Annotated in this window: 27 protein-coding genes and 1 pseudogene; 12 read left to right on the top strand and 16 right to left on the bottom strand. The window is 60.1% G+C overall.

Features of this window, described 5'->3' with window-relative positions:
* Window positions 1–43: 43 nt before the first annotated feature.
* Entirely contained in the window at window positions 44–793 is a 750-nt protein-coding gene (locus tag AVS7_RS23705; protein ID WP_024001380.1) for a hypothetical protein, read from the top strand.
* Here AVS7_RS23705 and arsH read toward each other — a convergent pair.
* The 8 genes from arsH to AVS7_RS11285 all read right to left on the bottom strand — a co-directional run bounded on the left by arsH (window position 727) and on the right by AVS7_RS11285 (window position 6,719).
* On the bottom strand, window positions 727–1,452 hold the full coding sequence (gene arsH, locus AVS7_RS11310; protein WP_082176455.1) for an arsenical resistance protein ArsH: 726 nt from the start codon (window positions 1,450–1,452) through the stop codon (window positions 727–729). The two genes, AVS7_RS23705 and arsH, sit on opposite strands and share 67 nt — an antisense overlap.
* A gap of 4 nt (window positions 1,453–1,456) precedes the next feature.
* A complete protein-coding gene (gene arsC, locus AVS7_RS11305) occupies window positions 1,457–1,879 on the bottom strand; it encodes an arsenate reductase (glutaredoxin) (RefSeq protein WP_020228503.1) in 423 nt (140 codons plus the stop codon).
* A 19-nt stretch (window positions 1,880–1,898) separates the two neighbouring features.
* A complete protein-coding gene (gene arsB, locus AVS7_RS11300) occupies window positions 1,899–2,927 on the bottom strand; it encodes an ACR3 family arsenite efflux transporter (protein ID WP_024001378.1) in 1,029 nt (342 codons plus the stop codon).
* Between the two features lie 80 nt (window positions 2,928–3,007).
* On the bottom strand, window positions 3,008–3,508 hold the full coding sequence (locus tag AVS7_RS23700) for an arsenate reductase ArsC (RefSeq protein ID WP_024001377.1): 501 nt from the start codon (window positions 3,506–3,508) through the stop codon (window positions 3,008–3,010).
* Window positions 3,509–3,517: 9 nt separating this feature from the next.
* Window positions 3,518–4,084, bottom strand: a complete 567-nt coding sequence (locus tag AVS7_RS23695; protein WP_024001376.1) for an ArsI/CadI family heavy metal resistance metalloenzyme — start codon at window positions 4,082–4,084, stop codon at window positions 3,518–3,520.
* A gap of 10 nt (window positions 4,085–4,094) precedes the next feature.
* Complete coding sequence (locus tag AVS7_RS11295; protein ID WP_020228501.1) at window positions 4,095–4,421, bottom strand: helix-turn-helix transcriptional regulator; 327 nt, start codon at window positions 4,419–4,421, stop codon at window positions 4,095–4,097.
* 10 nt (window positions 4,422–4,431) lie between these two features.
* On the bottom strand, window positions 4,432–5,673 hold the full coding sequence (gene arsJ / locus AVS7_RS11290; RefSeq protein ID WP_020228500.1) for an organoarsenical effux MFS transporter ArsJ: 1,242 nt from the start codon (window positions 5,671–5,673) through the stop codon (window positions 4,432–4,434).
* Between the two features lie 2 nt (window positions 5,674–5,675).
* Complete coding sequence (locus AVS7_RS11285; RefSeq protein ID WP_034690691.1) at window positions 5,676–6,719, bottom strand: ArsJ-associated glyceraldehyde-3-phosphate dehydrogenase; 1,044 nt, start codon at window positions 6,717–6,719, stop codon at window positions 5,676–5,678.
* 474 nt (window positions 6,720–7,193) lie between these two features.
* On the opposite strand from AVS7_RS11285, the gene AVS7_RS11280 reads away from it, so the two are divergent.
* The gene (locus AVS7_RS11280) at window positions 7,194–7,622 is read left to right on the top strand and encodes a hypothetical protein (RefSeq protein WP_020228498.1); all 429 of its coding nucleotides are present in this window, start codon (window positions 7,194–7,196) and stop codon (window positions 7,620–7,622) included.
* Here AVS7_RS11280 and AVS7_RS11275 read toward each other — a convergent pair.
* Window positions 7,619–8,326, bottom strand: a complete 708-nt coding sequence (locus AVS7_RS11275) for an SOS response-associated peptidase (RefSeq protein WP_020228497.1) — start codon at window positions 8,324–8,326, stop codon at window positions 7,619–7,621. The genes AVS7_RS11280 and AVS7_RS11275 overlap by 4 nt on opposite strands.
* Complete coding sequence (cadR, locus tag AVS7_RS11270) at window positions 8,298–8,735, bottom strand: Cd(II)/Pb(II)-responsive transcriptional regulator (protein WP_020228496.1); 438 nt, start codon at window positions 8,733–8,735, stop codon at window positions 8,298–8,300. Before cadR ends, AVS7_RS11275 begins: the two co-directional genes overlap by 29 nt.
* Before the next feature lie 76 nt (window positions 8,736–8,811).
* Here cadR and AVS7_RS11265 point away from each other — a divergent pair, with 76 nt between their 5' ends.
* From AVS7_RS11265 to AVS7_RS11240, 6 genes are all read left to right on the top strand, one after another.
* Window positions 8,812–9,858: a cation transporter gene (locus tag AVS7_RS11265; protein ID WP_020228495.1), complete on the top strand. Its 1,047-nt coding sequence runs from the start codon at window positions 8,812–8,814 to the stop codon at window positions 9,856–9,858.
* On the top strand, window positions 9,855–10,169 hold the full coding sequence (locus AVS7_RS11260; protein WP_020228494.1) for a DUF3703 domain-containing protein: 315 nt from the start codon (window positions 9,855–9,857) through the stop codon (window positions 10,167–10,169). Before AVS7_RS11265 ends, AVS7_RS11260 begins: the two co-directional genes overlap by 4 nt.
* A gap of 113 nt (window positions 10,170–10,282) precedes the next feature.
* The gene (gene lspA / locus AVS7_RS11255; RefSeq protein WP_020228493.1) at window positions 10,283–10,783 is read left to right on the top strand and encodes a signal peptidase II; all 501 of its coding nucleotides are present in this window, start codon (window positions 10,283–10,285) and stop codon (window positions 10,781–10,783) included.
* A gap of 82 nt (window positions 10,784–10,865) precedes the next feature.
* On the top strand, window positions 10,866–11,483 hold the full coding sequence (locus AVS7_RS11250) for a hypothetical protein (protein ID WP_020228492.1): 618 nt from the start codon (window positions 10,866–10,868) through the stop codon (window positions 11,481–11,483).
* Window positions 11,484–11,505: 22 nt separating this feature from the next.
* The gene (locus AVS7_RS11245) at window positions 11,506–11,685 is read left to right on the top strand and encodes a hypothetical protein (protein WP_020228491.1); all 180 of its coding nucleotides are present in this window, start codon (window positions 11,506–11,508) and stop codon (window positions 11,683–11,685) included.
* 72 nt (window positions 11,686–11,757) lie between these two features.
* Window positions 11,758–12,540, top strand: coding sequence for a DNA/RNA non-specific endonuclease (locus AVS7_RS11240; RefSeq protein WP_020228490.1), 783 nt, complete (start codon window positions 11,758–11,760; stop codon window positions 12,538–12,540).
* A gap of 355 nt (window positions 12,541–12,895) precedes the next feature.
* On the opposite strand, the gene AVS7_RS11235 is transcribed toward AVS7_RS11240, so the two are convergent.
* On the bottom strand, window positions 12,896–13,198 hold the full coding sequence (locus AVS7_RS11235) for a putative quinol monooxygenase (protein ID WP_020228489.1): 303 nt from the start codon (window positions 13,196–13,198) through the stop codon (window positions 12,896–12,898).
* Window positions 13,199–13,315: 117 nt separating this feature from the next.
* Between AVS7_RS11235 and AVS7_RS11230 the strand changes: the two genes are divergently transcribed.
* Window positions 13,316–14,278 carry a GlxA family transcriptional regulator gene (locus tag AVS7_RS11230; protein ID WP_020228488.1) on the top strand — a complete coding sequence of 321 codons (963 nt, stop codon included), beginning with the start codon at window positions 13,316–13,318 and terminating at the stop codon, window positions 14,276–14,278.
* 187 nt (window positions 14,279–14,465) lie between these two features.
* Here the strand turns inward: AVS7_RS11230 and AVS7_RS11225 are convergent, their stop codons facing one another.
* On the bottom strand, window positions 14,466–14,672 hold the full coding sequence (locus tag AVS7_RS11225; RefSeq protein ID WP_020228487.1) for a helix-turn-helix transcriptional regulator: 207 nt from the start codon (window positions 14,670–14,672) through the stop codon (window positions 14,466–14,468).
* Between the two features lie 153 nt (window positions 14,673–14,825).
* Between AVS7_RS11225 and AVS7_RS11220 the strand changes: the two genes are divergently transcribed.
* Together AVS7_RS11220 and AVS7_RS11215 are read left to right on the top strand one after the other, a co-directional pair.
* Complete coding sequence (locus AVS7_RS11220) at window positions 14,826–15,080, top strand: hypothetical protein (RefSeq protein WP_020228486.1); 255 nt, start codon at window positions 14,826–14,828, stop codon at window positions 15,078–15,080.
* A complete protein-coding gene (locus AVS7_RS11215) occupies window positions 15,073–16,566 on the top strand; it encodes an Arm DNA-binding domain-containing protein (RefSeq protein WP_020228485.1) in 1,494 nt (497 codons plus the stop codon). Before AVS7_RS11220 ends, AVS7_RS11215 begins: the two co-directional genes overlap by 8 nt.
* A 299-nt stretch (window positions 16,567–16,865) precedes the next feature.
* Here AVS7_RS11215 and AVS7_RS11210 read toward each other — a convergent pair whose 3' ends face one another.
* Complete coding sequence (locus AVS7_RS11210) at window positions 16,866–17,888, bottom strand: IS30 family transposase (RefSeq protein WP_034690684.1); 1,023 nt, start codon at window positions 17,886–17,888, stop codon at window positions 16,866–16,868.
* A gap of 75 nt (window positions 17,889–17,963) precedes the next feature.
* Between AVS7_RS11210 and AVS7_RS25145 the strand changes: the two are divergent.
* Window positions 17,964–18,095: pseudogene (locus AVS7_RS25145) on the top strand (integrase); the annotation flags it as partial.
* A gap of 434 nt (window positions 18,096–18,529) precedes the next feature.
* Here AVS7_RS25145 and AVS7_RS24365 read toward each other — a convergent pair.
* From AVS7_RS24365 to AVS7_RS24360, 3 genes are read right to left on the bottom strand one after another with little or no spacing between them, the layout of a single operon-like run.
* Window positions 18,530–19,342, bottom strand: a complete 813-nt coding sequence (locus tag AVS7_RS24365; RefSeq protein WP_144425082.1) for a hypothetical protein — start codon at window positions 19,340–19,342, stop codon at window positions 18,530–18,532.
* Window positions 19,343–19,350: 8 nt separating this feature from the next.
* Window positions 19,351–22,065: a tyrosine-type recombinase/integrase gene (locus AVS7_RS23685; protein ID WP_159402785.1), complete on the bottom strand. Its 2,715-nt coding sequence runs from the start codon at window positions 22,063–22,065 to the stop codon at window positions 19,351–19,353.
* A 2-nt stretch (window positions 22,066–22,067) separates the two neighbouring features.
* Window positions 22,068–24,164, bottom strand: coding sequence for a hypothetical protein (locus tag AVS7_RS24360; RefSeq protein WP_024001368.1), 2,097 nt, complete (start codon window positions 24,162–24,164; stop codon window positions 22,068–22,070).
* Window positions 24,165–24,469: the final 305 nt, after the last annotated feature.

Here is a 24,469-nt window from a genome sequence, read left to right as displayed (position 1 = left end):
GGTCTTCATCTGCAACCCCGACAACACAGAGTGGGAGGAAGACGTGGGCGTCATCAACATTCCACCAAACGAGCAAGACGCGCTACGTCGCACCGACACCGAAGCGTTGCGCGCGCTCATTGAGCAATGCCTGCGAGACGAGCGGCACTTCGCGCTGCGGGAGTTACCACTGCACGAGTGCGGACTGTTCGTTGCGACGAAGCGGCATGTCTTCGAGAGGGCGCTCGAGACCTATAGCAAGGCAAAATCTTTCAAGAAGCGTGCGGATACCCTGTACGACGCGCGCAGCGCCGGCAACACGCTGCTGTATGCGGTCCAGGAGATGCAGCACCGGATGGCGACTGAAGCGGAGGAGGGCGAGCGCTTCTACATTGACGACCTGATTACTCCACCGTATTCGCTCAGCACGCACTTGTCCGTACGCGTGAGTTATCGATGGCGGCCTTCGCCAGCGGAGGCGTGGGTCTCCGGAAGCATCACTTTTCTCTACGACGTCGATTTGCGTACCGCTTACACCCGGCCGCCGCCCTCCCGCAAACCGAGCGCCGCGAAGCTTGCAGAAGAGCGCCGCGAGCGGCTTCACAGCGAATGGGAGCACCTCAAGGACCAGCACCGCCTCCCAACAAGTGCAAAACGTAGTCCATATGTGCCCTTCTTATTTATTCAGTTTAATCCTCACTCTGGCACTGTGTTGTGTCCAGAGTCATCCCACCCAAGCCAACATATTCACGTGGCTTTCGGCAGGTTTACCCGCTTACAAAGCTCCTCTGCTGTTTCCTTGCGTTCGCTATAGCGGTCTACCAAGTAAGGCGACACATCCCGAGTAAGCCAGGTGAACTTCACCAGCTCTTCCATCACGTCGACCACGCGGTCGTAGTAGCTGGAGGGTTTCATCCGGTCGTCAGCACCGAATTCTTGGAATGCCTTGGCAACCGATGACTGGTTCGGAATGGTGAGCATCCGCATCCATCGGCCCAGCACCCGCATCTGGTTGACTGCATTGAAGGACTGGCTGCCGCCGCAGACTTGCATGACGGCCAATGTCTTGCCCTGCGTAGGGCGCACGGCCCCTGCAGAAAGTGGAATCCAGTCAATCTGCGTCTTCATGATGCCCGTCATCGCGCCGTGGCGCTCAGGGGAACACCACACCATACCTTCGGACCACTGCGCCAGGTTGCGCAGTTCTTGCACCTTGGGGTGGCTGTCAGGAGCATCGTCCGGCAAGGGCAAGCCGGTGGGATTGAAGATTTTGGTCTCTGCACCCATGGCCTGCAGCAAGCGGGCAGCCTCTTCGACCAACAAGCGGCTGAAAGAACGCTCCCTGAGCGAGCCATAGAGCAGGAGGATGCGTGGAGGATGGCTGGAGCGGACTGGGTTGGCAAACCGCTCTGGGTCTGGCACTCGAAAGTGCTCGGGTGCGGCTGCAGGCAATTCTGTCAGTGGCTTTGTCACGGTCTTAGGCACGTTGTCCATCCTTCCCAATCACGACTTCCCCATCCTCCTTCGTGAAGGGGGCCTGCTGCGGGTTGGGCAGGATGTCCAGTACCAGCTCCGAAGGCCGGCACAAGCGCACACCCAGCGGAGTTTTGACGATGGGCCGTTGTATCAAGATGGGATGCTGTTCAATAGCATCGAGCAATTGGGCGTCGGTCAGCGCTGGGTTGCCAAGGCCAAGTTCATCGTATGGCGTTCCCTTCTGGCGCAGCGCATCGCGCAGGCTGATGCCCATGGCTGCCACCAAAGCCAACAGTTCTGCGCGGCTGGGCGGAGTCTTGAGGTACTCGATGACCTGAGGCTCCACACCGCTGTTGCGAATCATGGCCAGGGTGTTGCGAGAGGTGCCGCAATTGGGGTTGTGATAAATCGTGATGTCCGTCATGGCTGATTCAGTCGATAGCTCAGGTTTTGATGCTGTTGGGATATTTAGGACGCCAAGCATTGACGATGGCCACCAACGACAACATCACGGGAACCTCGACCAAAACCCCCACCACCGTGGCCAGCGCCGCACCCGAGTTGAGTCCAAAGAGCGAAATCGCCACTGCAACAGCCAGTTCAAAGAAGTTGGAAGTGCCAATGAGGCAGGCTGGCCCCGCCACATCGTGCGGCAGCTTCAGCAGTTTGGCGCCCCACCATCCAATGAAAAAGATGCCGTAAGACTGGAGGATGAGTGGCACCGCAATCAGTGCAATCACACCCGGCTGCGCCACGATGGTCTGTGCCTGAAATCCAAATAGCAGCACCACGGTGGCAATCAGCCCCACCACGGACCAGGGCTTGAGCGCGGCCACGTAGTTGGTGAGCGCCTGCGCCGAACGCTTGAGCAGCAGATGGCGCGTCAACATGCCGGCAGCCAGAGGAAGCACCACGTAAAGGACGGTGGACAGTACCAGGGTTTCCCAGGGCACGGTCACATCGGTTACACCCAGTAAGAAGGCCGCAATGGGTGCGAAGGCAACCACCATAATGAGGTCGTTCACCGACACCTGCACCAGCGTGTAGTTGGCATCACCCTTGACCAGTTGGCTCCACACAAACACCATGGCGGTGCACGGCGCCACGCCCAGCAAAATCATGCCGGCGATGTATTCGCTGGCGGACTTTGGGTCCACCCATGGGGCGAACAGGTACTGAAAGAACAGCACGCCCAGGGCCGCCATGGTGAAGGGCTTGATGAGCCAGTTGACCACTAGCGTGAGCAGCAGGCCTTGCGGGCGTTTGCCCACATCCTTGACCGCGTGCCAGTCAATCTGAATCATCATCGGGTAAATCATCACCCAGATGAAAACGGCCACCACCAGGTTGACCTGTGCGTACTCCAGGGCCGCCACCGCTTCAAACAAGCCTGGCAACCACAGGCCGAGTCCGACGCCAGCCCCGATTCCCAGCGCCACCCACACAGTCAAAAAACGCTCAAACAAACCCATGAATCATTCCTCAAAGCACACGCTATGAAATGGACTAGGCCAGACCCAGGAAGGGCTGGCCCACATACGCAGGCTCCCGTTCAGCCGCGCTGCTTGGCAATGCTGTGAAGTTCTTTCTGCAAGGACAGCTTGTCCAGTTTTTCCAGCGGAAGGTTGACCAACAATGCAACCCGTGTGCGCAAGGTCATGAATACAGACGAAAAAGCGCGCTGCTTTTCTTCTTCGGTACCGTCAACTTCAGCAGGGTCTTCGACGCCCCAATGAGCCGATATGGGTTGACTTGGCCACACCGGGCACACTTCACCGGCGGCCTTGTCGCAAACAGTGAGCACAAAGTCCATGGCGGGTGCGTCAGGCTGGGCGAACTCATCCCAGTTCTTGCTGCGCAGACCGTCGGTACGAATGCGGTTGCGCTGAAGCAATTCAAGTGCATAGGGGTTCACTGAACCCACCGGGTGGCTTCCTGCGCTGTAAGCGCGGAACATTCCCCCACCTAGATGATTGAGCACTGCTTCAGCAATGATGCTACGCGCAGAGTTGCCGGTGCAAAGGAAAAGAACGTTGTAAACACGAGAAGTCATGAGAGCTCCTTAGCAGCAGCGATTGGAAGAGACTGAGTTGGTTTGCGATGGCGCACAGCAGGTCGATTTCTCGGCTCCAGATGGCACATCCCAGCATGAGGCGGCGACAGAAGATATGTCGGCAACGCAGCAGGATGTGGCCTCGCTCTTGGTAGGCGCCGTGGGCGCGCAGCAGGCGCTCGTAGCAGGCTCATCCTGCTTTTCTCGGAAGACCGGGATGTTGCCCAGCGTGTGGAAGTGTTCCCACGCAATGCCTTGTGGGTCAGTGACCCAATGTTTCTCACTGCGTGCATAGCAGCAGGTGGTGGCACCTTCGTCCAGCAAGGCCAAATCTGCCGACTGTGCCCGCTGTTTGAGCTCCAGAAGTTCTTGTTCGTTGTCTGTCTGAATGCCCAGGTGGTCGATGCCTGCAGCCTCGCCACGGGTGGAAATGGCGAAGTTCACCGGCGGGTCGTCCAGCATCCATTTGGCGTAATCCGACTCGGTACGAGCGGGTTCAGCACCGAACAATTGACTGTAGAAGGCGATGCTCTGAGGCAGGTTATTGACATGAAGGTGGACATGAAAGCGTTTCATGAGTTGCCTCTCAGCAGTTGGTGCAAGTGGGGGTGGTCGTCGCTAGGCAAGGCTGCCCTTGGCAACACTCCGCTGTCAGAAAGGCCAGCAGCGCATCCATGGCGGCAAACTCAGCGCGGTAAATGATGTTTCGCCCATCTCTCTCCGAACTCACCAAGCCGGCGTGACTGAGTTCCTTCAAGTGGAACGACAACGCCGTGGGTGCCACTTCCAAGGTCTCGGCCATGTCACCGGGCGTGAGTCCGTCTTTGCCAGCAATCACCAACAGACGGAACAGTTTGAGGCGGGTTTCCTGGGCCAGCGCGCCCAGGGCTTTTACAACTTGGGGTTCGTTCATATCGTTTCCCTCAAGAAGCGGCCAGGACTGCCCGCTCCACTTTGACCGGCAGGTACAGGGTGAACAGCCAGCACAGCACCAGCATCAATGCTGAACCCAGCAGCGCGTAGAGCAAGCCACCCCATTGGTAGAGCAGGCCCGACATCAGCGTGCCCATAAAGCGGCCCAGCGCATTGGCGGCGTAATAGAAACCTACGTCCTCGGCCGCCTTCTCGCTGCCGGCATAGGCCAACACCAGATAGGAGTGCACGGAGGAATTGACTGCAAAGGCCACCCCGAACAGGCCAAGGCCAACGACAACCACCCACTGCAGGTGGGGCACATCCAGCAGCACCGCGGCGGCGAGGCCCATGGGCACCAGGGCCAGCAGGGCTGACCACAAACGTGCTGCAGGCACCTCGGTGCTCAGGCCGTCGGCGCTGCGCTTGACGATGTTCGGCGCCAGCGCTTGCACGAGGCCGTAGCCGATGGTCCAGGCGGCCAGAAAACCGCCAACCATGGTGAAGTTCCAGCCCTGCGAATACAGGAACACCGGCACACCCACCACAAACCAGACGTCACGCGCGCCGAACAGCACCACCCGCGCCGCAGCCAGCCCGTTGATACCTGCGTTCTTGGCGAACAATTCCTTGGCGCTCTTGGAGGCCTTGCTCTTGCCCATCATGGTGGGCAGTGAAGTCACCACCCCCAGCAGTACCACCGCCAGCAGACCCGCCATCAACCACAGCGAGCCCTGAAAACCCAGTGTCTGCAGCAGCACGCCACCCAGGAAGAAGCCGAAACCCTTCATGGCGTTCTTGCTGCCAGTGAACCAGGCCACCCACTTGAAAAGTTGGCCGTTGTCCTGCTCCTTGGCTGCAGCCTGGGTCACCTTGATGGCCGATTTACTTGCGGTTTTGGTCAGGTCTTTGGCTACGCCACAGATGCCCTGCGCCAGAACCACCCAGGCGACCGACATTGCGACCGTCCACGTGGGGTTCAGCATGGACAGAACGCTGAACCCCAAGATTTGGGTCGTGAGGCCCACCGTCAGCATGCGGGTGATGCCATAGCGTGTGGCCAGCCAGCCGCCAATCAGATTAGCCAGGATGCCCGCAGCCTCGTACAGCAGGAACAAAAAGGCCAGAGTGAATGGCGAATAGCCCAGGCGGTAGAAGTGCAGAAGCACCAGCATGCGTAGCGCGCCGTCGGTGAGAGTGAACCCCCAGTAGGCGGCGGTAACGATGGCGTAGTTGCGAGCAGCGTGTTGCATGTTCAGATATCCACGTCCCGCATGTGGCACGCCAAGTCCACCATGCGGCAGGCGTAGCCCATCTCGTTGTCGTACCAAGCGTAGACCTTGAGCAAGGTGCCGTCGGTCACCATGGTGGACAGGGCATCCACGATGGACGAGCGGGTATCGCGGGCGTAATCGGCGCTCACCAGCGGGCGCTCCTCGTAGCCCAGGATGCCGGCCAGGTAGCTCTCGGCTGCCTGTTTGAACAGCGCATTCACTTCCTCGGCCGTAGTTTCGCGCTGCAGCTCAAACACGCAGTCGGTCAACGATGCATTGAGCACCGGCGCGCGCACCGCATGGCCGTTGAGTTTTCCCTTGAGTTCGGGGTAGATGAGCGCAATGGCTGTAGCGCTGCCCGTGGTCGTGGGCGCCAGGCTTTCCATAGCGCTCCGGGCACGGCGCAGGTCTTTATGTGGCGCGTCCACCACCAAGTTGGTGTTGGTGGGGTTGTGGATGGTGGTAATTTGGCCGTGCTTGATGCCAATCTGCTCATGCACCACCTTCACCACCGGTGCAAGGCAGTTGGTGGTGCACGAGGCAGCCGTCACGATGTGGTGCTTTGCCGGGTCGTACAGCATATGGTTCACGCCCACCACGATGTTGAGCACCCCACCTACCTTGACTGGAGCAGCCACGATGACGCGCTTGGCACCCCGGTCCAGGTGGCCTTGCAGCGTCTCCGGGGTGAGGAACTTGCCGGTGCACTCCAGCACCACATCAACGCCCAGGTCGCCCCAGGGAATTTCTGCCGCGGTGGGGTGCGCGCTGAAGGAAAGGCGTTTGTCGCCAATCAGCACCGCGCTGTCACCCTCAGCGCGGATGTTCTCGCGCCACTTGCCCTGCACGGTGTCGAACGCCAGCAGATGAGCCGTGGCGGCCGCGCCTCCCTTGATTTCGTTGAGATGCACCACCTCCAGCCTATTGCCTGCGCGCGGGTCGTCGTTTTGTCGCTCTGCAGCGCCCATGGCGGCACGCAGTGCTAGACGACCGATGCGGCCCATACCGTTGACACCAACTCTCATACAACGCTCCTTTGATTCAATTATGCTTGAATCATTAGAATAATTCGTGTCGGTTTGATGACATTGGTTCAGGTCGTGACGTACTGTAGAAGAGGTCTGAAGATTACTGTGCCGGATAACGTACTTAGTCAGGCATCCTTCCCCCACCACATTGAACGGCGGTTTTCTACACGCCTTCAGGCTCAGTTAAAGCTCAGCAAACGACGGCTTTACGCTGCAAAGCGGTACATCCCTACACGCTGTTGGTTGACTGCTCTGGGTGCAGAAACGTCATCTGGTCGTCTCCACTGAACGTCCGCAACCAGCCTCAAACTGCCGCTCAGGTTCTCACATCAGTTGGTCGCTCTTGGCCGAGTGCAGTCTCCCATCTCATAGGTCAAGACTGTTGGGACCGGCAGCGGTCCAGCGCGTGCAACGAGACCTCCACCGGGTCGAAGACGTCTTGAAGCAGCTGGGGCCGGGGATCGAACCGCTATGAAAGCCAGATGGGACCGACGCCAGGCGCCCGAAGAGGTTCGCGGGCGCAATCGAGACACAACGACCGCCGATCTGTGGGAGGCTCTGGCACGCCTGCAGCGTGCCGAGGCCGTTCCGACGATCACAGCCCTAGCGGTCGAGGTCGGCGTCACTCCAGCGTTGATTCACAACCGCTACCCGGATGTCGCGAAGGAGGTTCGCCGCCTGAGCGGCCGAGAGCCCGGCGCAAGCGAGGACAGCCTCAAGGCGGCGCTCAAACGCGAACAGGAGACTGCCCGTGATTTGCGCGCCGAGAACTTGGACCTGCGCAAGCAGCTTCAGGCCATGGCCTCGGTGAACGAAGCGCTGCGGCAGGAGGTCAGGATTCTGCATGCGACCGGCCACGCGAAGGTCGTGAGCTTCGTGCCCGGGGCACCGACACGCTAGTCGAATAGGGAAGCTGTTTGAGGAACGGCCTTAGCCGGCGCTCGCTCGACCGGCTCGCCGGTGGCTGCCAGGCGCTCAGGCGGACAAGCCTGCATGAAGTCCATCGAGCCTTCGGCGGGCGCGTCCAGCCAGGCGTCGTACTGGGATTCGTCCAGCAGGACGACCATACGCTTCTCTTCGCCTGGGCGGTGATAGTTGCACATGACGGGATGGGAGTCGGCGTTGACCGTCATAAGCGTGAAGGTATGAACGCGCTCTCCTGCAGGCGAATGCCAAGTGTTCCGTAGCCCGGCGATCGCCAAGGGGCTGCCGTCGGCCGCGCTGATACGTGTGGGCACGTGCACGTTCGAGCGCCAGTCTGGCTCGTAGATGGCCTCAGCCGGGACAATGCAGTGCTGGGCCTTCTTCCAAGCGGCCTGGAACGGCCTCGCGGTGGCAACTGTTTCGGAGCGGGCGTTGTACGTCAGCTTCACCTTGCGCATATCGGTGGCCCAGAAAGGGATCAGGCCGAACCGCGCGACAACGGCCTCGCGCTCAGGAACCGCCTCGTCGCCCGATTCGAGCTCGGGCGGGCGCCTCACGATGGGCGCAAAGCGTCCTGGAAAGACATCTCGATCGAGAACATCCAAGCCGCTGTCGCGGATGGCTCGAAAGAATTCGCGCAGCCGCGCTGCGTCAAGAACCGAGTGGTAACGAGCGCACATTCTTTGAATTCTGCTTGGCCGCGCGCTCAAGTCCACCCAGGATGCCGCAGTTGACCGCGGCACGGCCAACCGAGCAGCTGCGGTGCAGTGAGCGCAATTCGGCTTCCAACGCCTTCAGCTCCCGGATGCGGACCACGACCTGCTCGATGTGACTTGCAATCAGCTCATCCACGACGCCGCAATTCTCGGAAGGAGCGTCTTTGAAGTGCAGCAGCGTGCGGATCTCAGCCAGCGTCATGTCCAGGCTGCGGCAGTGCCGAATGAAGGCGAGCCGCTGGGCGTGCTCAGCCGTGTAGCTGCGGTAGTTCCCCTCGGTCCGGGCGGGGGACGGCAGCAGTCCCTCGCGCTCGTAGAAGCGGACCGTTTCGGGAAGCGTATTGGTGGCCTTGGCCAGGTCGCCGATCTTCATGGATGAGCCGCCCTTGCAGCGGGCTTGACTTTGTAGTTGCTAGAGGGTTTCCAATTATGCAGTCCGAGGAATACCCATGAGCGCCACCACAAAATTCGAAAGTACCTTTGCCGTTCCGAAGATGGATTGCCCGTCCGAGGAGAACATGATCAAGATGGCCTTGCAAGGCGTCGAAGGCGTGCAGTCGCTCACCTTCGACCTGCCGGGCCGAAAGCTGGTGGCCGTGCATCGCGCGCCGGTCGCCGAGGTGTTGCAGCGTCTCGAACCGCTGGGCTTGGGCGCGAAGCTGGTGCATTCGGCCGCGGTAGACGATAGCGCCGCCGGCAGCTTCAAGAGCACTTTCCATGTCCCGAAGATGGATTGCCCATCGGAAGAGAACATGATCAAGTTGGCCCTGCAAGACGTTCCCGGGGTGAAATCCCTGTCCTTCGACTTGGCCAACCGCAAGCTGACCGCAGTGCATGGCGCTCCGGTGGCGCAGGTCCTGCAACGCCTGGAGCCGTTGGGTCTGGGCGCCAAGCTGCTGGAATCGGACGCGGTCATGGGTGACGACGATGAAATCGACCCCCCTGACAATGCGGCCGAGGCCAGGCTGCTATGGATACTGCTCTCGATCAATGCGGCCATGTTCGTGATCGAGATCGTGATGGGCTTCATCGCTCAATCGACCGGGCTCATCGCCGACTCGCTCGACATGTTCGCCGACGCTGCGGTGTATGGGCTGTCCCTGTTTGCCGTCGGCCGAGCAGCTGCCCTTAAGACGCGTGCGGCTCACACGGCGGGCTGGTTGCAACTGGCGCTTGCGCTCATGGCACTCAGCGAGGTCGTTCGACGCTTCATCGCCGGGAGCGAACCTGTCTCGGGCCTGATGATGGGGATGGGCCTGGTGGCCCTGATCGCCAACGTCATCTGCCTGGTCTTGATATCCAAGAAGCGGGATGCCGGTGCGCACATGAAGGCAAGCTACATCTTCTCGGCCAACGACGTGATCGCCAATGCGGGCGTGATCCTGGCTGGCTTCCTGGTGGCCATGACCGGATCCAACTACCCTGATCTGGTCATCGGCACCGTGGTGGGTCTGATCGTCTTGAACGGTGCCCGGCGCATCCTGAGTCTCAAATGACGAACCTGACAGCCATAGACGATCGGCAGCGCGGGGCAGCATTTGCTCACCTCGTGGAGCGGGCGAGATCCCGAGGACCTGACCGGTGGAAGGTCCTGGAGGCCGCGCACGTGCTTGGCCAAGAGCGCTTCTGGCTTCATCTGCGGAGTCATTGGTACATGCTGGCCCTGGCCGCGCGTGAGCGTGACGTGCGGGAAGCCGCGGGCCAGCTGTTTAGGATCCTGCTGGTGCCGCTTGGCCACCTCTCGGGCAGGCTGCCGCTTGGCAACCCTGGCCGGGCCACGGTCAGTGCCTTCGCGCCAATGCTGTGAGACCGGAACTCGCTGAAATTCTGTCCGCGTCAATAGCACTCACGGCCGAGCACGGTGCGGCAACGCGCTGAATCCAACCACGGCCCTGCGATCTGGTCTAACCAACAAGAACGATGAAGTATGTCAACCGACCAGCTCGCTGGTATTGCCTTGCGCTTGTAGTCTTTGCCGCAGACCAGACTGCCAAGACCTGGATTCATCTGACCACCCTGCTCGGCTGGTCGCGCGAGGTCGCACCGTTCTTCAGCCTGGTCCACGTACTGAACCCCGGCGCGGCCTTCAGCTTCCTGGCCGGCACCGGCGGATGGCAACGCTGGTTCTTCCTGGCCATCGCCCTGGGCGCGTCGGCCTGGCTCGCTTGGCTGCTCGCCAAGCCGGTGCGCAGCCTCGAGGGCTTGGCTTATAGCCTCATCCTGGGCGGCGCCCTGGGCAATGCCTTCGACCGGGCTGTGCGCGGGTCCGTGATTGACTATCTGGACTTCCACCTGCACGGCTGGCACTGGCCGGCATTCAACATCGCCGACATGGCCATCGTTGGTGGCGCCGTTGGTCTCATTGCATCGTCAGTTCTGGGGCACCGCGAGGCAAACACATCCTCTCGAAGGCACACGTAACTGTTGCCGCTTAGCAGTCCCGACAACAAGGGAGCCCCCCAACCCGCGCGTGCAGGCGTGCTCTGCTGTGCGAAACTTCCTGATGACCAAAGGAATCATCGCGCTTGACGCTGACGGAGTCCTCCTGGACTACGGCTTGGCCTATGCCAGCGCTTGGCAGAAGGCGTTCGGCACGTACCCTGGCGAGCGCGATCCGCTCGCCTACTGGCCCATCGACAGATGGGAAGTGGAGCGAGTTGAAGGGGATAGGCTTGATCTGCTTCGGCGGGCCTTCGACAACGAGTTCTGGTCATCGATCCCGCCGGTTCCAGGAGCGATTGAGGCGTGCCACAAGCTCGCCGCGGCGGGCTACGAACTGGTATGCGTCACGGCCTTGCCTGCGGAATTCAGGGCAGCTCGCGAGCACAACCTGAGACTGCACGGATTCCCGATTCACCTGGTCCACGCCACCGACAACGTGGCAACGGCCGCGAGCCCTAAGGCCGACACGCTCAACTCCCTAAAGCCGATCGCCTTCGTCGACGACTACTTGCCGTACTTCGTGGGCGTCGATGCCGCGATCCATCGCGCATTGATTTTGCGTGGGATTACCGGGTCGCCCAACGCGGGCGACCTGTTGGTACACACGGATTCGCATCACGCCGACCTTCTTGCGTTTGCGAATTGGTGGTCGCAGCGCGCTGGTGATAAGTGCCGGTAACAGTTACTGCTGTTGAGAAACCATGCTGACCATCAATGCGGATCAGCATCCCTTGATGAACCTGTTCCACAAACCCACGGATGAGAAGCGCATGGTGGTGATTCTGAAACCGGAACAGTTCGAAGGCTGGCTGCAAGCCCCCGCGACCCGCAGCATGGAGTTCCTGCAGCCCTTTCCCGCCGAGGGCCTGCGGGCTGGCTAGGTCAGGCGATCCTTTCGAAGCCTCGGGTATCTCGATCTTCCCTTCAACTCAGCAATGAACCAACCGTTAGAAATGAAACAGACCGCGCTGTGGTCGCGCATGTTGCGCCTGACCGCAATCCTGGCACTGACCGTTGCCAGTGCAGCCCATGCCCGTCTCTCCGTCTTTGAAGCCCTGGACAGTGCTTCAGGACATCCGACCCGATTTGCCCAATGTCCGCAGTTCTTCGTGGATGGCAAACCACCCGCCATACCGGCACGTCCCAAGCTGCGCGAGCTGTGCTACGAAGCCTTTGCAATCTTGCACAGCGGTGAGACCAGGACGCCGGTCTATGTGGCGCAGCGCCTGAACCGCCAAACCATTGAGGATGCCGATGAGAAGAGAGCAACCAAGTTCTTTGCCGACGCGCGCCTTCCCCGTGGCGAGCGGGCAGAACTGGAGGACTACAAGCGCTCGGGCTACTCACGTGGCCACATGGCCCCGGCAGGAGACATGCCGACGCCGACAGCCATGGCCCAGAGCTTCAGCTTGGCCAACATGGTGCCGCAGGACATCCAGCACAACGGTGGTGCCTGGGCCAAGATCGAGCAGGACACGCGCCGGTATATCCGGCGCGCCAAGGGCGATGTGTACGTCATCACCGGGCCGGTGTTCACCCCGGAAAGTCCCCGCATCGGTAGCAACGGGGTCAGGGTTCCAGCCTACCTGTTCAAGCTGGTGTACGACCAGCATGACAACCGGGCCTGGGCGCATTGGCAGGAGAACCGGGAGGGGGAGCGAGTCAGCAGGCCGATCAGCTACCAGGAACTGGTGAAGCGGACGGGAGTGGGATTCTTGCCGGGCTTGGGGTTGTGATCTGCAGGTTAACGAAATCAATGTCGACCGGTTTCAGCGGGATAAGGCGGCCCACCTGAATCGCGCGTCTTCTGCTTCAGGCTGGGTGCGGTCGCTCGAGCGCTGAGGTTGAGTGTCGGCTTTAGTACCGCTGCCTGCCACACGCAGGTTGCGGCTACTGATGACCGGACTGAGCTCTGGACCGGTTGCCTGTCAGCTGCCGTGGGTTCCGCAAATGTCTGACGACCGCTGCTCCGCTGAGCGGAGGGCAGATCTTGGCCACTTGCGGTCAATCACCGAGTGAAGCCCCCCGCGCGCCTCTCAACGCTCAACTGAATCATCCGGCGCGACCTGATGCGGTCAAAGCTGGTTGTCATCACGCAGGCAGCTTGACGGCAAGCAGTTCGACCTTCTCGATATTGGGCGGCGAGCTGAGCAAGGTCGCTGCATTGGCCATCAAAGCCGCGGCGATCTGACCATCAAGGTGTGCCTGGCGACCTGCCTCATCGGCGAAGGCATCGAACACACCGAACGTGGAAGGGCCAAACTTCAGTGCAAACCAAGCGGTGGTGCCGGACTCGGCATTAGCGAGTGGAAGTGCACTGGCCAGGAAATCGGCCAGCGCAGCTTCCTGTCCGGGTTTGGCCTCGAGACGAACAAACAGGGCGAGCTTGGTCATGGTGTGATCCTTTGGGTTAACGGGAGCTTGGTTAAAGGGATGGGCTGGTGTGTAGTCTAGGCGTGGCTTGAAGGCATCTCTATCGGCAGGAATGACAATATTGATATCATTTCTGCCATGAAGGTACATTTGCTTGTTTCTGATGGCGTGTTTGATCTGGGGCTTGCGGCGCTCACTGACACCCTGGGCTTGGCCAATGCCATGGCGGGTTCGCTGCCACAGGCTCCCGCGCCAATTGAGATAACGCTGGTGGCCGTGCGGCGTCGCATCCGGACTGCGCAAGGATTGACGGTCCCCGTGATCCCCGCGCGCGGTGTGCCTGAACCTGACGTCGTGCTCGTGCCCGCGTTTGGCGAAAAGATGCCTGACACACTCGCCGCGCGACTCGCACGACCCGACATGCCTGACGCGGTCGCGGCTCTGCAAGAATGGTCCACCGCCGGCGCGCACCTTGGTACCGCCTGCTCAGGTGGTTTTTTGCTCGCGGAGAGTGGGTTGCTTGACGGGCACCACGCGACCACATCATGGTGGCTTGGGCCAATGTTTCGGCAGCGCTATCCGAACGTCACGCTGGACGAGTCCCGCATGGTCGTGAGCACGACACGCTTCACCACAGCGGGTGCCGCTTTGGCCCACGTTGACTTGGCCTTGCGCATCGTCCGAGGGCAAAGTCCAGCGCTGGCGACCCTGGTGGCGCGTTACCTACTGGTTGAGGCACGCAGTTCGCAAGCCGAGTTCGTGATTCCCGACCACCTTGCGCATGCCGACCCCATAGTCGAGCGCTTCGAGTCCTGGTCCAGACGTCGGCTAGCGCATGGTTTCTCGCTGGCCGAGGCGGCCAGCGCCGCGGGCACAAGCGAACGTACTTTGGCGAGGCGGCTACAAAGCGTGTTGGGAAAGACGCCACTCTCGTACTTCCAGGACCTGCGCGTCGAACAGGCAGTCCATCTCTTGCGCACCGGGAACGCGAGTGTCGACCAGATTGCCGCCCAGGTTGGGTACACGGATGGGGTCACCCTGCGGGCTCTATTGCGTCGAAAATTGGGTCGCGGTGTCAGGGAGTTGCGGCGGGGGCCATGACCAGGGGTCTTTGGTGCAAAAAGCAGCCCGATGCCGCCGGAAAACGGTCGGTTGCAGCGGCTCCCGGCTGATTGCAGACACTCGCAATCAGGGCATCGAAAGGCTGCTCCCGCTGCACAGCCGCCGTTTCAAATGGAAATGACGGATTCAGGCGCCATCGAGCAATGAGGCAAAGAGCTGGTAGCGGCTACTCTTCAGGCTGATACTCAAGGAGGTCGGCTACCGTGACCCCTAGATAGCGGCATAAACGGTCGATGGCGTCTACTTCGATCCGTTCGACAGTCTCTTGATATAGCCGCGTCAGCGTTCCGCGATTGATGCCGGTATCCCGGGCGACGTCGCTGATTTTCAGCTTTCTTTCGCCCAACAAGCGGCCTAAGTGGCAACGAATCATGGTCTTTAAAAGACGTTTTTGATCTTTAGAAGATCAAAAAGGCTTGTGAGAGGGTAATTTCTGGTGCACAATGCTCTCCAGGAGATCAAAAAGACCCTTTAAGAGGTTTTCTGGTCTCCTAGTGTAGCAACCTGAACGACCAGGAGAAAAGAGATGACTACTGAAGAGCCTACCTACTTGACCACCGAAGAACTGTCGACGCGGATCAAGTACGACGTACGCACAATCCGAGAGCGGCTCAAGGACAGCGTACTGATAGAGGGTATCCACTACTTCCGACCCTTTGGGGGGCGGAAGATTTTGTACATCTGGGAGCGCGTCCAGCGCGACATGATGTCTAGCTCACGTCATCAGCCAACAGGTATGAGTGCTATCCCGATGGCTAATGGAGGGGTGCTGCATGCCTAGTATTCGAAGCCGCGCTGATAACGGGCTGCTGTTTTTTGACTTTCGATTTCAAGGGGATCGGTGCCGCGAACAAACGCTCCTCAGCGATACGCCAGCAAACCGCAAGAAGCTAGAAAAGGTCCTGGCCAGGATTGATGCAGAAATCGCCGCAGGCACCTTCGCCTACGCCAACTACTTTCCCAACAGCAAAGCGCTCAAGCGCTTTGCGCGGGCAAACCTTGAGAAGGCGGGGGTGGCTGCGGTGACAGAGGCGATTGCAGAGTCGGCGGAAAAGCCGACCGTAGAGCCGATGGCGAACGGTCCCTTGTTCTGCGAATTCTCGGCTCAATGGTTCAAAGAGCACGAGATCGAATGGCGACGCAGCCATATCCGATCCCTGCGCTCCACCCTGGATGCTCGCCTGATCCCGCACTTCGGGCAAAAGGTGGTCAGCAGCATCACCAAATCCGACATCCTTGCCTATCGCGCCACACTCGCCAAAGTAAAAGGTCGCGGAGACAAGGAAGGACTCTCACCCAAACGGATCAACGAGATCATTGGCACGCTTTGCCAGATCATTGACGAAGCCGCCGACCGATTCGAGTTTACGACGCCCACGACCAACATCAAACGACTGCGGGTGCGCAAGGTCGATGTGGATCCGTTCAGCCTGCAGGATGTACAGAGCATCCTGGCAACCGTCCGTGCGGACTATCGCAACTATTTCACCGTGCGCTTTTTCACCGGCATGCGCACTGGAGAAGTCCATGGCCTCAAATGGCGCTACGTCGATTTCGAGCACCGCTTGATTCGGGTCCGGGAAACCGTCGTCCTTGGAGAGGATGAATACACCAAGACCGACGGCAGCCAACGAGACATCCAGATGAGCCAGCCGGTCGTCGAGGCCCTCGCCAAGCAGTACGAGGTGACGGGAAAACTGTCCGACTACGTGTTCTGCAACCTGATGGGCGCGCCGTTGGATAACAAGAACTTCACGGACCGCATCTGGTATCCATTGCTGCGCCATTTGGGCATGACTGAACGCAGGCCTTACCAGATGCGCCACACCGCGGCCACCTTGTGGCTGGCTTCCGGTGAGGCTCCTGAATGGATCGCACGCCAGCTCGGCCACACCTCAACAGAAATGTTGTTCAGGGTTTACAGCCGATACGTGCCCAACCTCACGCGCCAGGACGGCTCGGCAATGGAGCGACTGCTGGCCAGTCGGCTTGCTACCGGCAAGGTGCTGCGCATGGACAGTGCAAATCTGCAGCAAGTGGGCAGCAGCAACCTGTTTGCAGAAACGGCAGCCGGTGACTTGCCGCCCATGCCCGTGCCCAAGCCACGAGGCCTTGCACACTTGGGTATTGACGGAGCGCGTGCGCGCTGGTCAAGCACATCACAAGACATCACCCTGCCTGAAGGACGGGCGGGCGAAGACCCACAGCCCCCGCCCTGGGTTGAGATGCACGCTCACACCACGTTGCCCCACCAAATGCACGTGTGAGCTTGCGCTAAGCCACCGTTGACACATCCATAGCCGCTGCTCCAGGCAGCGGTCTGGGCGGAGCCTTGCCCGACGCAGGCCCCTCGCTGTGTCATCGCCCACCTCATTCACCTTCCGTCTTTCATCGCCAGGAAACCATGAACCCCATCACTGTGCGCCGATATCCCCGAGCCCCATGTTTCGAGAGCTGTTACGTGCCACCGGCATCAGCGGCTCCACAGAACAGGTCGTTGACCTCCAGCGTCGAGGGCGGTCTCAAACCTGAAGTGCAACACCTCGGTTGAGAGGGAGTTTCCGTCTCAGTGAATGGTAGCGTCCTGCTGCTGCGCAATGGCCTGCATGAACTGCTGGAATGCCTGGTAGGGAGATCGCCACTGCAGGGTCTCGCGAGGACGGTTGTTCATGAGGTCGGCAATGGAGTCGAGCGCCGCCTGATCGTGGATGCCCAGGTCGGTGCCCTTGGGCAGGAACTGGCGCAGCAACCCGTTAGTGTTTTCGCAGCTGCCGCGCTGCCATGGGCTGTGTGGATCGCAGAAGTACACGCGCACGCCCGTGGCCTGGGCGAGTTCGCGATGGCGGGCCATCTCCTTGCCCTGATCGTAGGTGAGCGTCTGGCGCATGGGCCGGGCCACCTGGTTGAGCTTGGCCGTGAAGGCCGCCAGGGCCGATTCAGCGGTGGCATCGGGCATGCGGCACAGCAGCACCAGGCGCGTGCTGCGCTCGACCAGCACGCCCACGGCGGAGCGGTTGTTGGCGCCCTTGATCAGGTCGCCCTCCCAGTGCCCGGGCATGAGCCGGTCGTTGGCCTCGGGTGGGCGCACGTGGATGCTGACCATGTCGGGGATCAGTCCGCGCCGGTCCTGGCCGGCCGAGCGGGGGCGGCGCCCGCTGCGGCCCTGGCGCAACAAGGCGAGCAACTGCTTCTTCAGCTCCCCGCGGGGATAGGCGTAGATGGCGTTGTAGATGGTTTCGTGGGACACGCTCTGGCGTGGGTCATCGGGATGCATGCGCTGCAGTGTGCGGGCGATCTGCTGGGGCGACCAGCGCCAGAGCAGAAGATCGCAGACGGTGTGCCAGAGGCGGCCCTGCGGATGCAGCTTGGGTGCAGGCCGCGCTGCGTCGCGGCGGGCTCGGCAGGCAGCCTGGGCGGATCGCAAGGCATAGCCGTCGCGAGAGGTGCTGTTGCGAGCCAGTTCCCGGCACACGGTGCTGGGGCTGCGCCCGAGAAGGCGAGCGATGGATCGCCCGCTCCATCCTTGCTGGACGAGCGAGGCCAGCGTGAGGCGTTCTTCGGGCTGCAAGTGCGTGTATCGCGATGTCATCTGTGCAAGTTACCTGAGGTTCAGGTGTTGCACTTCAGGTTTGAGACCGCCCCCTCAACTCGGTGGGAGACCATCATGAAAACCGCAGGTAATGCCGATCATCGCGAGCCGTGGAACAAGGGAAAGATCGTCGGGCAAAAGGCACCTTTTAAGCTGAAGGACATTTGGGCGCTGCATGTCCGCCTCCAGATTGAAGGTCGGGTGCGGAGCCCAAGGGCGATTCACTGCACCAATCGATACACAGCTCTACTATGGAAGTAGCAATAGTTATGCCTTCAACGCCTGTATTGATCTACGGACTCTTTGTTTTGCTCTTCATTCTCATTGCAATCCCCGCGGGGCGAATGATTAATAAGGCCAACAAAGAAACCGAAGATTCAATCAGATTGTTGCTAAAGCGCCGTGACGAGCTACGTCAAATAACTTCAGATAGCGATTACTAATAGGCCGCGCTCAGGTGGTGGCAGCCAGCGCGCAACCCGGTGCCAGTCTTACTTTGAGCGCGTGCGCTAGGGCCTCCTGGCGAGCGTGCGCGTTGTTCGCAAGCAGATCTTCGAGTAGTCGATTGGCAGTTTCCCGGTGGATGCGGTTGGGGGATGGAGGCGGTCCTTGGGCATCAGATGACAGGCGTCATGGGTGTTTCATTCGCAGGATGACTTCGCATCTGCCAAGCGTACAAAATCTGCCACGCATATGAGTTCGCTTCCGAGATTGGATCCGACGCGTATCACCAGATCGACAGGCGTGCCCGTGTACTCCGCTCGGTCCAGGGCACTGGCATCTTCAAGCTTCGGCGACCGATTCGGCATTCGCAGAGTGCGAACAGACCTCAATTGGGATGGCAAGGTTGTTCGGTTCAGAAGCTTTAAAGTGAACCCTCTGCGTTCCCGAAAAAGCTGTGCACGCACGTGAAATAATTCACGACGCCACTCGTATCGAGGCAGCGTCGGAAGCTCCATCTGCCAAGGATCATCTTCGGAAAGATGGCCATTCCAGTGGCGGTGGCGTGCACTGACCAGCGCATTCAGTTGTTTTTTTGTCTTGGGGGCGAAAGCTCCATCCGATAAATCCAGAAATCCCGCTTGCATGCGCTGTGCGAGGGCAATGACAGCCTGCGTGTTGTGAACTGGCAATTCCTGCCATGCATGCCGCAGGCGCTGCCGGTCTGCGAGCATGTTCTTTTCCCGTGTGCCGAGAGAGTTTTCTTCCGGTACGAAGTCCAGCAGTTGCTGGGGTCGCGGTGCAAGTTCAAGCACCAAAACGATCAGAGGCTCCCCCGATTTTTTGTTACGCAGGCAGTAGCGATAGGTCAGGGTGGTGTACAGCAGCAAGCTGTCTACCTCAACCAGCCTCTCAAGGTCAGAGATCACGGCTTGAGCTCGCCGTCGCAGCTGCATTTCATCAAAAAGGTCAGGCAATCCATGGATCTCCAACTCCATTACTTTCATTGCCATGAATCGAGTCATTGATACTTGCTCCCTTCGAGGTCAGCAACACGTAACCACGCCCACGCGGCCAGGAACGCGCAGTGCAGCCCGATGATTGAGTTCGCACTGCCATTTCTATTGCGTAGGGCCCCATCGGAACTTATGACCAGCCAGATGGGAGGGCGGCCATGGCGATGGGTATGGCGCACCTGAGCGAACGAAGCGCCCAGCTGAAATCGCACGGTCTCTTGTGCACGTGCAAGAGCGTCGCTGATCTCACTCTGCCGCTGGTCGGTCGATGACCAGTGCAGGGACATGAGACTGCGGTTGATGCCCGAGTCTGCGAGTAACCCCATGAAACTTTCCCACTCCGAACCAGGGCGCACGGCCAGATGTTGGTCGTCAACGGCACGCTCCCAGTAGCTGGTCGCTCGTTGCAACCGCAAGAGATCAATCTTTCCCATCACATCCGTCAGTTGAAGCCAGCGCCGCTGCGAGAGCCGGGCGAAGTCCGGGCGCATTCCCAGCAAGCGTCCTGATGATTCACGCAGCGCTTGCATGCCATGGCTGAGGGCATCCAGCATTGAGGCTGTCCTCTTGCCGTGGCGCTCTGCAAAATCTCCGACGGCTTCAACAATCCGGACAACCTGCTGATGGGGCACCGCGTGGCGCAGGCCAACTTGTTGCGTCGAGAGACCAGCTGCGGTTTCGCGAAGTACTCCCACGACCTGGGCATATGTAAGCGCAAGCGACTGCGGCGGCGGCAGCGGACTGGCCGGCACTGTCATGGCGATTGAATCGCTGATGGCAGAAAGAGGAATGCGCAGGGCTGCGTCGGTCAGTGATGTTCGAAGAATTTCCGCAGTAGAGCCGCCGCGCCGGGTGGCGCGGCTTGCGCGTTGGCGCAGCGTCTCGGGCGCCACCCCCGTCCAGGCCGACGTTCCGACATAGCCCAGTGGCAGACGTTCGAGCGCTACGTCGATGGCATGCCTCAGACCAGGCTCGTAGATATGGCAGTAGTGCACGGCAGTTACATGCCCACCGACGTGGCCGACTTCGTTGGCCAATCGATCTAGTGGATTGACTTCATCGTCGTTCTCCTGCAGCAGCATTGCGGCCAGGCGTTGGCTGGCATAGCTGTGGCGAAAGGCATGCAGGCTGATGCTCTCGTCCCCGGTGACTGTTTTTAGCAGCCGATTCAGCCAGAAATACATCCTGCCAGAGTGCGCCAACTCCGTTGGCCGATCAGATTGCCCAAACAGATAGTCTTCATGGGTGGCAAGTTCTGCCGCACGTCGCGCGAGCCAAGTCCTTACGATCTCCATCGCAGTGATGTCGCGGACCGTCACTCGGCGCCGGCCCTCACGTGACTTCTCTCGGCCGTCACGCAACTCGCGTGCGATTTCCACCACCAGATGATCCCCTTCATCAAGAACATTGCCAATGCGCAGCACCAAGAGTTCACCAATGCGCACGGGCGCATTGCCGACAATTTCCAGGGCGGCACCCAGCTGGGCTACAAAGCGGTCTGCTTGTGCATCGCCAGCTAGCCATTCCCGCAGCCGCTCTTTTTCGTGTGGCCAAACCAAATTGGCACGGACGGTGGCTTCGACCTCGACTTGGAGTAGGTCGGTCGGTAGTGGCGGCACTTGCCACCAGGCGCGCAGGAACTGGTGAAGTGCCTTCAGCGCTGCGATGCGGACGGGACCCATGGTTGCGCTGCCGTTCACTAACTTGCGGAAAATGTCAGCGTAAGTTGTCTCGTCGATGCCATACAACCGAACGTCATTGAGCGCCACATGAAAATCATCGGCCAACGCGTTCAGGTAGTCCGACGGTGTGGTGGATGCCAGATTTTTCTTGCGCTTGGTACCACGCTCGACGAGGTCCAGGGCAAACGCATGAAGGACGGCACATGCTTCGTCTGCATCGTCTAGGCTGGCGGCCAGTGAATGCAGCCGACGCAGGATCTCTTCACGCTTGCCGACATTTGATCCTTTGGTCGGCGGACGCAGTGCCGCAAGAAGTTGACGGATGAAAGTGGCGCCGCTGCGAACAGTGGCACGACGCCCAAGAAGGGCGGCTTCAAAGGCGCGTTCGTACACTGGGTAAGAGGCCGTGCCCTGTGGCTCCGGATCTACTTCTTCGGGCAACAGCGCCCGCCTTGTTTGCGCCCGAGCCAGCGCGCTGCGCGGCGTGGCGCTTAGGGGCGCTGCACCGCTCACATGGCCGTACAGAACTGCCGGCAGGTGATTCTGCAACCAACCCATGGCAGTTGTGAGGAGCTGTTCCCAGATTGTTTCTAGGGGTGAGACAACACCGCTTTTGAGGGCGCGGGCGCTCAACACGCCCATGAGATGTTCGCGGGCCAACCCATACGGTTGCCACTCCTGCACCCGAGCCAGTGCCAGAGTGGTCCAGACGCTCAGTTGGCGGGCGTCATGACGGGAGCCAATTTTCCAGTCCAACCGCACTGCAGTCTCGAATCTGCGGGCTTGCTTGCAGGCAGCGTATGCGGCTTGCAGTTCGGTGTCGCTGGCGATGCCATCAAATGCAATCAGGCATGCCAGTGTCAGACCTGCCGGTTTCAGCTCTCGCACGCTCGAGGAGATCACCCAGGACTGAAAGTCCCCGAAATGATCGCTGATGTTGCCGAGATTTTGAGGTTGCAGGAAGTGCATGCGCCGGCTGGGGTCCGGGATAAAAAGCGCAGGCTTGAATGAAGATCGGCGCGGTGTTGCCTGATTCATCATTACTCCTTTCGCAACCCAGCCAGGGCTTGGATGCCGACTTCCCGCATGACGACCAGTTGGGTTGCCTCGATGCGACCGCGCGCTTGATGAGGGACGCAGACTTGGGAGTTGGTGTTCCTTTCCAGGCCCACAACTCGATGGCGCATGAAACTATCAATATCCCTGGAGCTCAGCCCGCGCTCACGCAGCACGTTTTGCCAGAAGTGGCGGCCGACATTGGGTGGCACCCTGATGGACTCCGGCACCTCCCGCCAGGTGAAATGTGCGCCCGCTGCATGGACCGCCCCGCTGGGGCTGAGTGTCAGAAAAAGCGGACCTGTGCCCTCTATGGCAATACGCAGTCTTTGTGCGAGCAGGAGCCCGTGACGGTCATTAAGCCGTTGCAGACGTTGCACCAGAGCCCTGGCGTGTGCAGCATAGAGGCGAATCTGCTCCCTGACCTGCGCGTTGAGCAGGGCAGGCTGAGCCATGAGTACATCCCCACCCTGCTTGTCGTGCACCACGATTTGATCCTGCCCATACAGCAACTCCTCTGCCAGCAAGCGATAGCACTGAACTTCGCGTAGTCCAGCGCAAAAGCTGATCAGCGCAACAGAGTAACGGGTGAAATGAGTATGGTGTTCGAGCAGGCGGAGCGCATGCGCGTTTCGTCCTGGCAGAGAAGCGGTGACAGCCTCAGCCAGTGTGGAAAACAGATGCTTGACTCCATCGGGATGAAGCGTAGCGTGCGAACCGAGAGGTGGCAGTTGTTCAGCCTCCATGGTTGGCACACCCCAACCCATGCCTCCATAGAGCCTCGTGCAGCCAGTGTGAATCTCCCGGCCCGTCAGCCGGGCGTAGTACATACGCGCCGAACCGATCAGGGAAAAGTCCGTGGCTACGCATGCGGACACAAGCCGGTCGTTGCCTAGGGCTAGTGAGATGGCGCCGGTGGACTTACTAGCACGGGCCAGGGAGGCGTGGAGCTTGCAGGACTCGTGCGGAATCAGCGAGTTTCGTGGATCTACCCGCACCCAGTCCACCAAATCCCCGAGTAGCACCGCTTGCGGATAGGTTTGGCCGCGCCGCCTTATCTCCTCTGCCAGAAAGACGGGTAGAGGCAGAACCACGATATCGCCGCTGACTTCGAAAAGGTGTGCAGTCGCCATTGGCGGCTGAGCTGGGTGTGGAAACAGGGTACGCAAATTGAGTAGCAGGCACCCCGTCCGGACGCAGATGCCGAGGATGTTCAATGGTCGGTACCCCGTCACCAATGGCAGGCTTAGCAGCAGGCACGGCGGCAAGTTCACAAGCAGCTCCAGCGACTGTATGACCGCGGCACCATCTTTTGCTTCGACCCGTGTGCGTAGCATCGTCGCAGCACGTCGGTAATGCGCCAGAGGGAGGTGACTGTCGTCAATAGCCGCTTGGCGGTGTTTGGGGTTCGGGTAATCAAGACGCCAGCGCAACCTTGCGAGCAGATCCAGTACGTGGTGAGGATGAGCATGCTGCGGACGGCGCGGGCCGAGCTCGTCCAGTTCCACGCGGCGGCGCACTTGCGCATCAGTTTTTTGAAAACGTACCAACCAGCCTCGCCCAAACCCCAGTTCGGCTAAATCTTCCGGCGTGCGAACTTCGCCGGGCTGAGGGCGGCCATACCTGACGGTGTCCCGACGTAGCGCAACGCAGTAGTCCTGTTTGAGTTCCGTCTGCTCCAGCAGGCACCGGGCAACTTCCGCGCCGAGCGCAACCCGAAGTGGCAGGTGCTCCTCCTTGAGAGCGAGCAACAAGGCCAGTGCCGGGAATTCAGCGAGCCGCCCGGTGAGAGGTGCGGATGGCACCATGCCCTGGATATCCTGCGTATGGTTTGACACACTCTCGTGTATGCATTGCGCGGTTCCTGCCCATTCCAAGAAGAATGGACGTGGGTTGGCAATGGTCTCTGCATAGTCGACCAAGCACTTGGCCAAGGTAGCGGTTGCCGTTGCGCATGAAGGCTGATCGGGGGGCTGCGGCACCATGCCAAGCAACTGATCGAGCATTGGTTGGCAGGATTCGGGGATGGCGGAGCGTATTCGCGCTACCGGCTCTAGGTCGGAAAAAATGAAAGTCGTCATGGGGCCTTCTCCTCAAAAATTGCGGACGAAAACGACCCACCCACGCCCGGGCAGTCAAGAATTGGTCAATGCAAAGCGCAGCGGGACCAGAACCGCGTCATAGGGGAATAGCGCCGAGGGCGTGCAGCGCGTCGCCGCGAAGGGCGTTTAGAAACCTGGATTACAGGTTTACCCGCGATGGCGGTGAGGCCAGCGAGTCTTGAAAATGACACGGGTGACGTGCCAAATTAATAGGCTCTGTCACAAATCTGTGTTGGTAGTATGTGGGCCAACGCGTTGACGGAGTGGGTTTGCCATGCGGAAGA

This window comes from Acidovorax sp. MR-S7 (genome assembly GCF_000400995.2).
Lineage (GTDB): Bacteria > Pseudomonadota > Gammaproteobacteria > Burkholderiales > Burkholderiaceae_C > MR-S7.
The sequence above is the reverse complement of the archived record's forward strand: the minus strand, read 5'-3'. Positions and strand labels throughout refer to the sequence as shown.

Coding starts and splice junctions, on each gene's coding strand:
- arsC (WP_020228503.1), bottom strand. CDS start 1,879: ATGACGGACATCACGATTTATCACAACCCCAATTGCGGCACCTCTCGC.
- arsB (WP_024001378.1), bottom strand. CDS start 2,927: ATGGGTTTGTTTGAGCGTTTTTTGACTGTGTGGGTGGCGCTGGGAATC.
- AVS7_RS23700 (WP_024001377.1), bottom strand. CDS start 3,508: ATGACTTCTCGTGTTTACAACGTTCTTTTCCTTTGCACCGGCAACTCT.
- AVS7_RS23695 (WP_024001376.1), bottom strand. CDS start 4,084: ATGAAACGCTTTCATGTCCACCTTCATGTCAATAACCTGCCTCAGAGC.
- AVS7_RS11295 (WP_020228501.1), bottom strand. CDS start 4,421: ATGAACGAACCCCAAGTTGTAAAAGCCCTGGGCGCGCTGGCCCAGGAA.
- arsJ (WP_020228500.1), bottom strand. CDS start 5,673: ATGCAACACGCTGCTCGCAACTACGCCATCGTTACCGCCGCCTACTGG.
- AVS7_RS11285 (WP_034690691.1), bottom strand. CDS start 6,719: ATGAGAGTTGGTGTCAACGGTATGGGCCGCATCGGTCGTCTAGCACTG.
- AVS7_RS11280 (WP_020228498.1), top strand. CDS start 7,194: ATGAAAGCCAGATGGGACCGACGCCAGGCGCCCGAAGAGGTTCGCGGG.
- AVS7_RS11275 (WP_020228497.1), bottom strand. CDS start 8,326: ATGTGCGCTCGTTACCACTCGGTTCTTGACGCAGCGCGGCTGCGCGAA.
- cadR (WP_020228496.1), bottom strand. CDS start 8,735: ATGAAGATCGGCGACCTGGCCAAGGCCACCAATACGCTTCCCGAAACG.
- AVS7_RS11265 (WP_020228495.1), top strand. CDS start 8,812: ATGAGCGCCACCACAAAATTCGAAAGTACCTTTGCCGTTCCGAAGATG.
- AVS7_RS11260 (WP_020228494.1), top strand. CDS start 9,855: ATGACGAACCTGACAGCCATAGACGATCGGCAGCGCGGGGCAGCATTT.
- lspA (WP_020228493.1), top strand. CDS start 10,283: ATGAAGTATGTCAACCGACCAGCTCGCTGGTATTGCCTTGCGCTTGTA.
- AVS7_RS11250 (WP_020228492.1), top strand. CDS start 10,866: ATGACCAAAGGAATCATCGCGCTTGACGCTGACGGAGTCCTCCTGGAC.
- AVS7_RS11245 (WP_020228491.1), top strand. CDS start 11,506: ATGCTGACCATCAATGCGGATCAGCATCCCTTGATGAACCTGTTCCAC.
- AVS7_RS11240 (WP_020228490.1), top strand. CDS start 11,758: ATGAAACAGACCGCGCTGTGGTCGCGCATGTTGCGCCTGACCGCAATC.
- AVS7_RS11235 (WP_020228489.1), bottom strand. CDS start 13,198: ATGACCAAGCTCGCCCTGTTTGTTCGTCTCGAGGCCAAACCCGGACAG.
- AVS7_RS11230 (WP_020228488.1), top strand. CDS start 13,316: ATGAAGGTACATTTGCTTGTTTCTGATGGCGTGTTTGATCTGGGGCTT.
- AVS7_RS11225 (WP_020228487.1), bottom strand. CDS start 14,672: ATGATTCGTTGCCACTTAGGCCGCTTGTTGGGCGAAAGAAAGCTGAAA.
- AVS7_RS11220 (WP_020228486.1), top strand. CDS start 14,826: ATGACTACTGAAGAGCCTACCTACTTGACCACCGAAGAACTGTCGACG.
- AVS7_RS11215 (WP_020228485.1), top strand. CDS start 15,073: ATGCCTAGTATTCGAAGCCGCGCTGATAACGGGCTGCTGTTTTTTGAC.
- AVS7_RS11210 (WP_034690684.1), bottom strand. CDS start 17,888: ATGACATCGCGATACACGCACTTGCAGCCCGAAGAACGCCTCACGCTG.
- AVS7_RS24365 (WP_144425082.1), bottom strand. CDS start 19,342: ATGGCAATGAAAGTAATGGAGTTGGAGATCCATGGATTGCCTGACCTT.
- AVS7_RS23685 (WP_159402785.1), bottom strand. CDS start 22,065: ATGAATCAGGCAACACCGCGCCGATCTTCATTCAAGCCTGCGCTTTTT.
- AVS7_RS24360 (WP_024001368.1), bottom strand. CDS start 24,164: ATGACGACTTTCATTTTTTCCGACCTAGAGCCGGTAGCGCGAATACGC.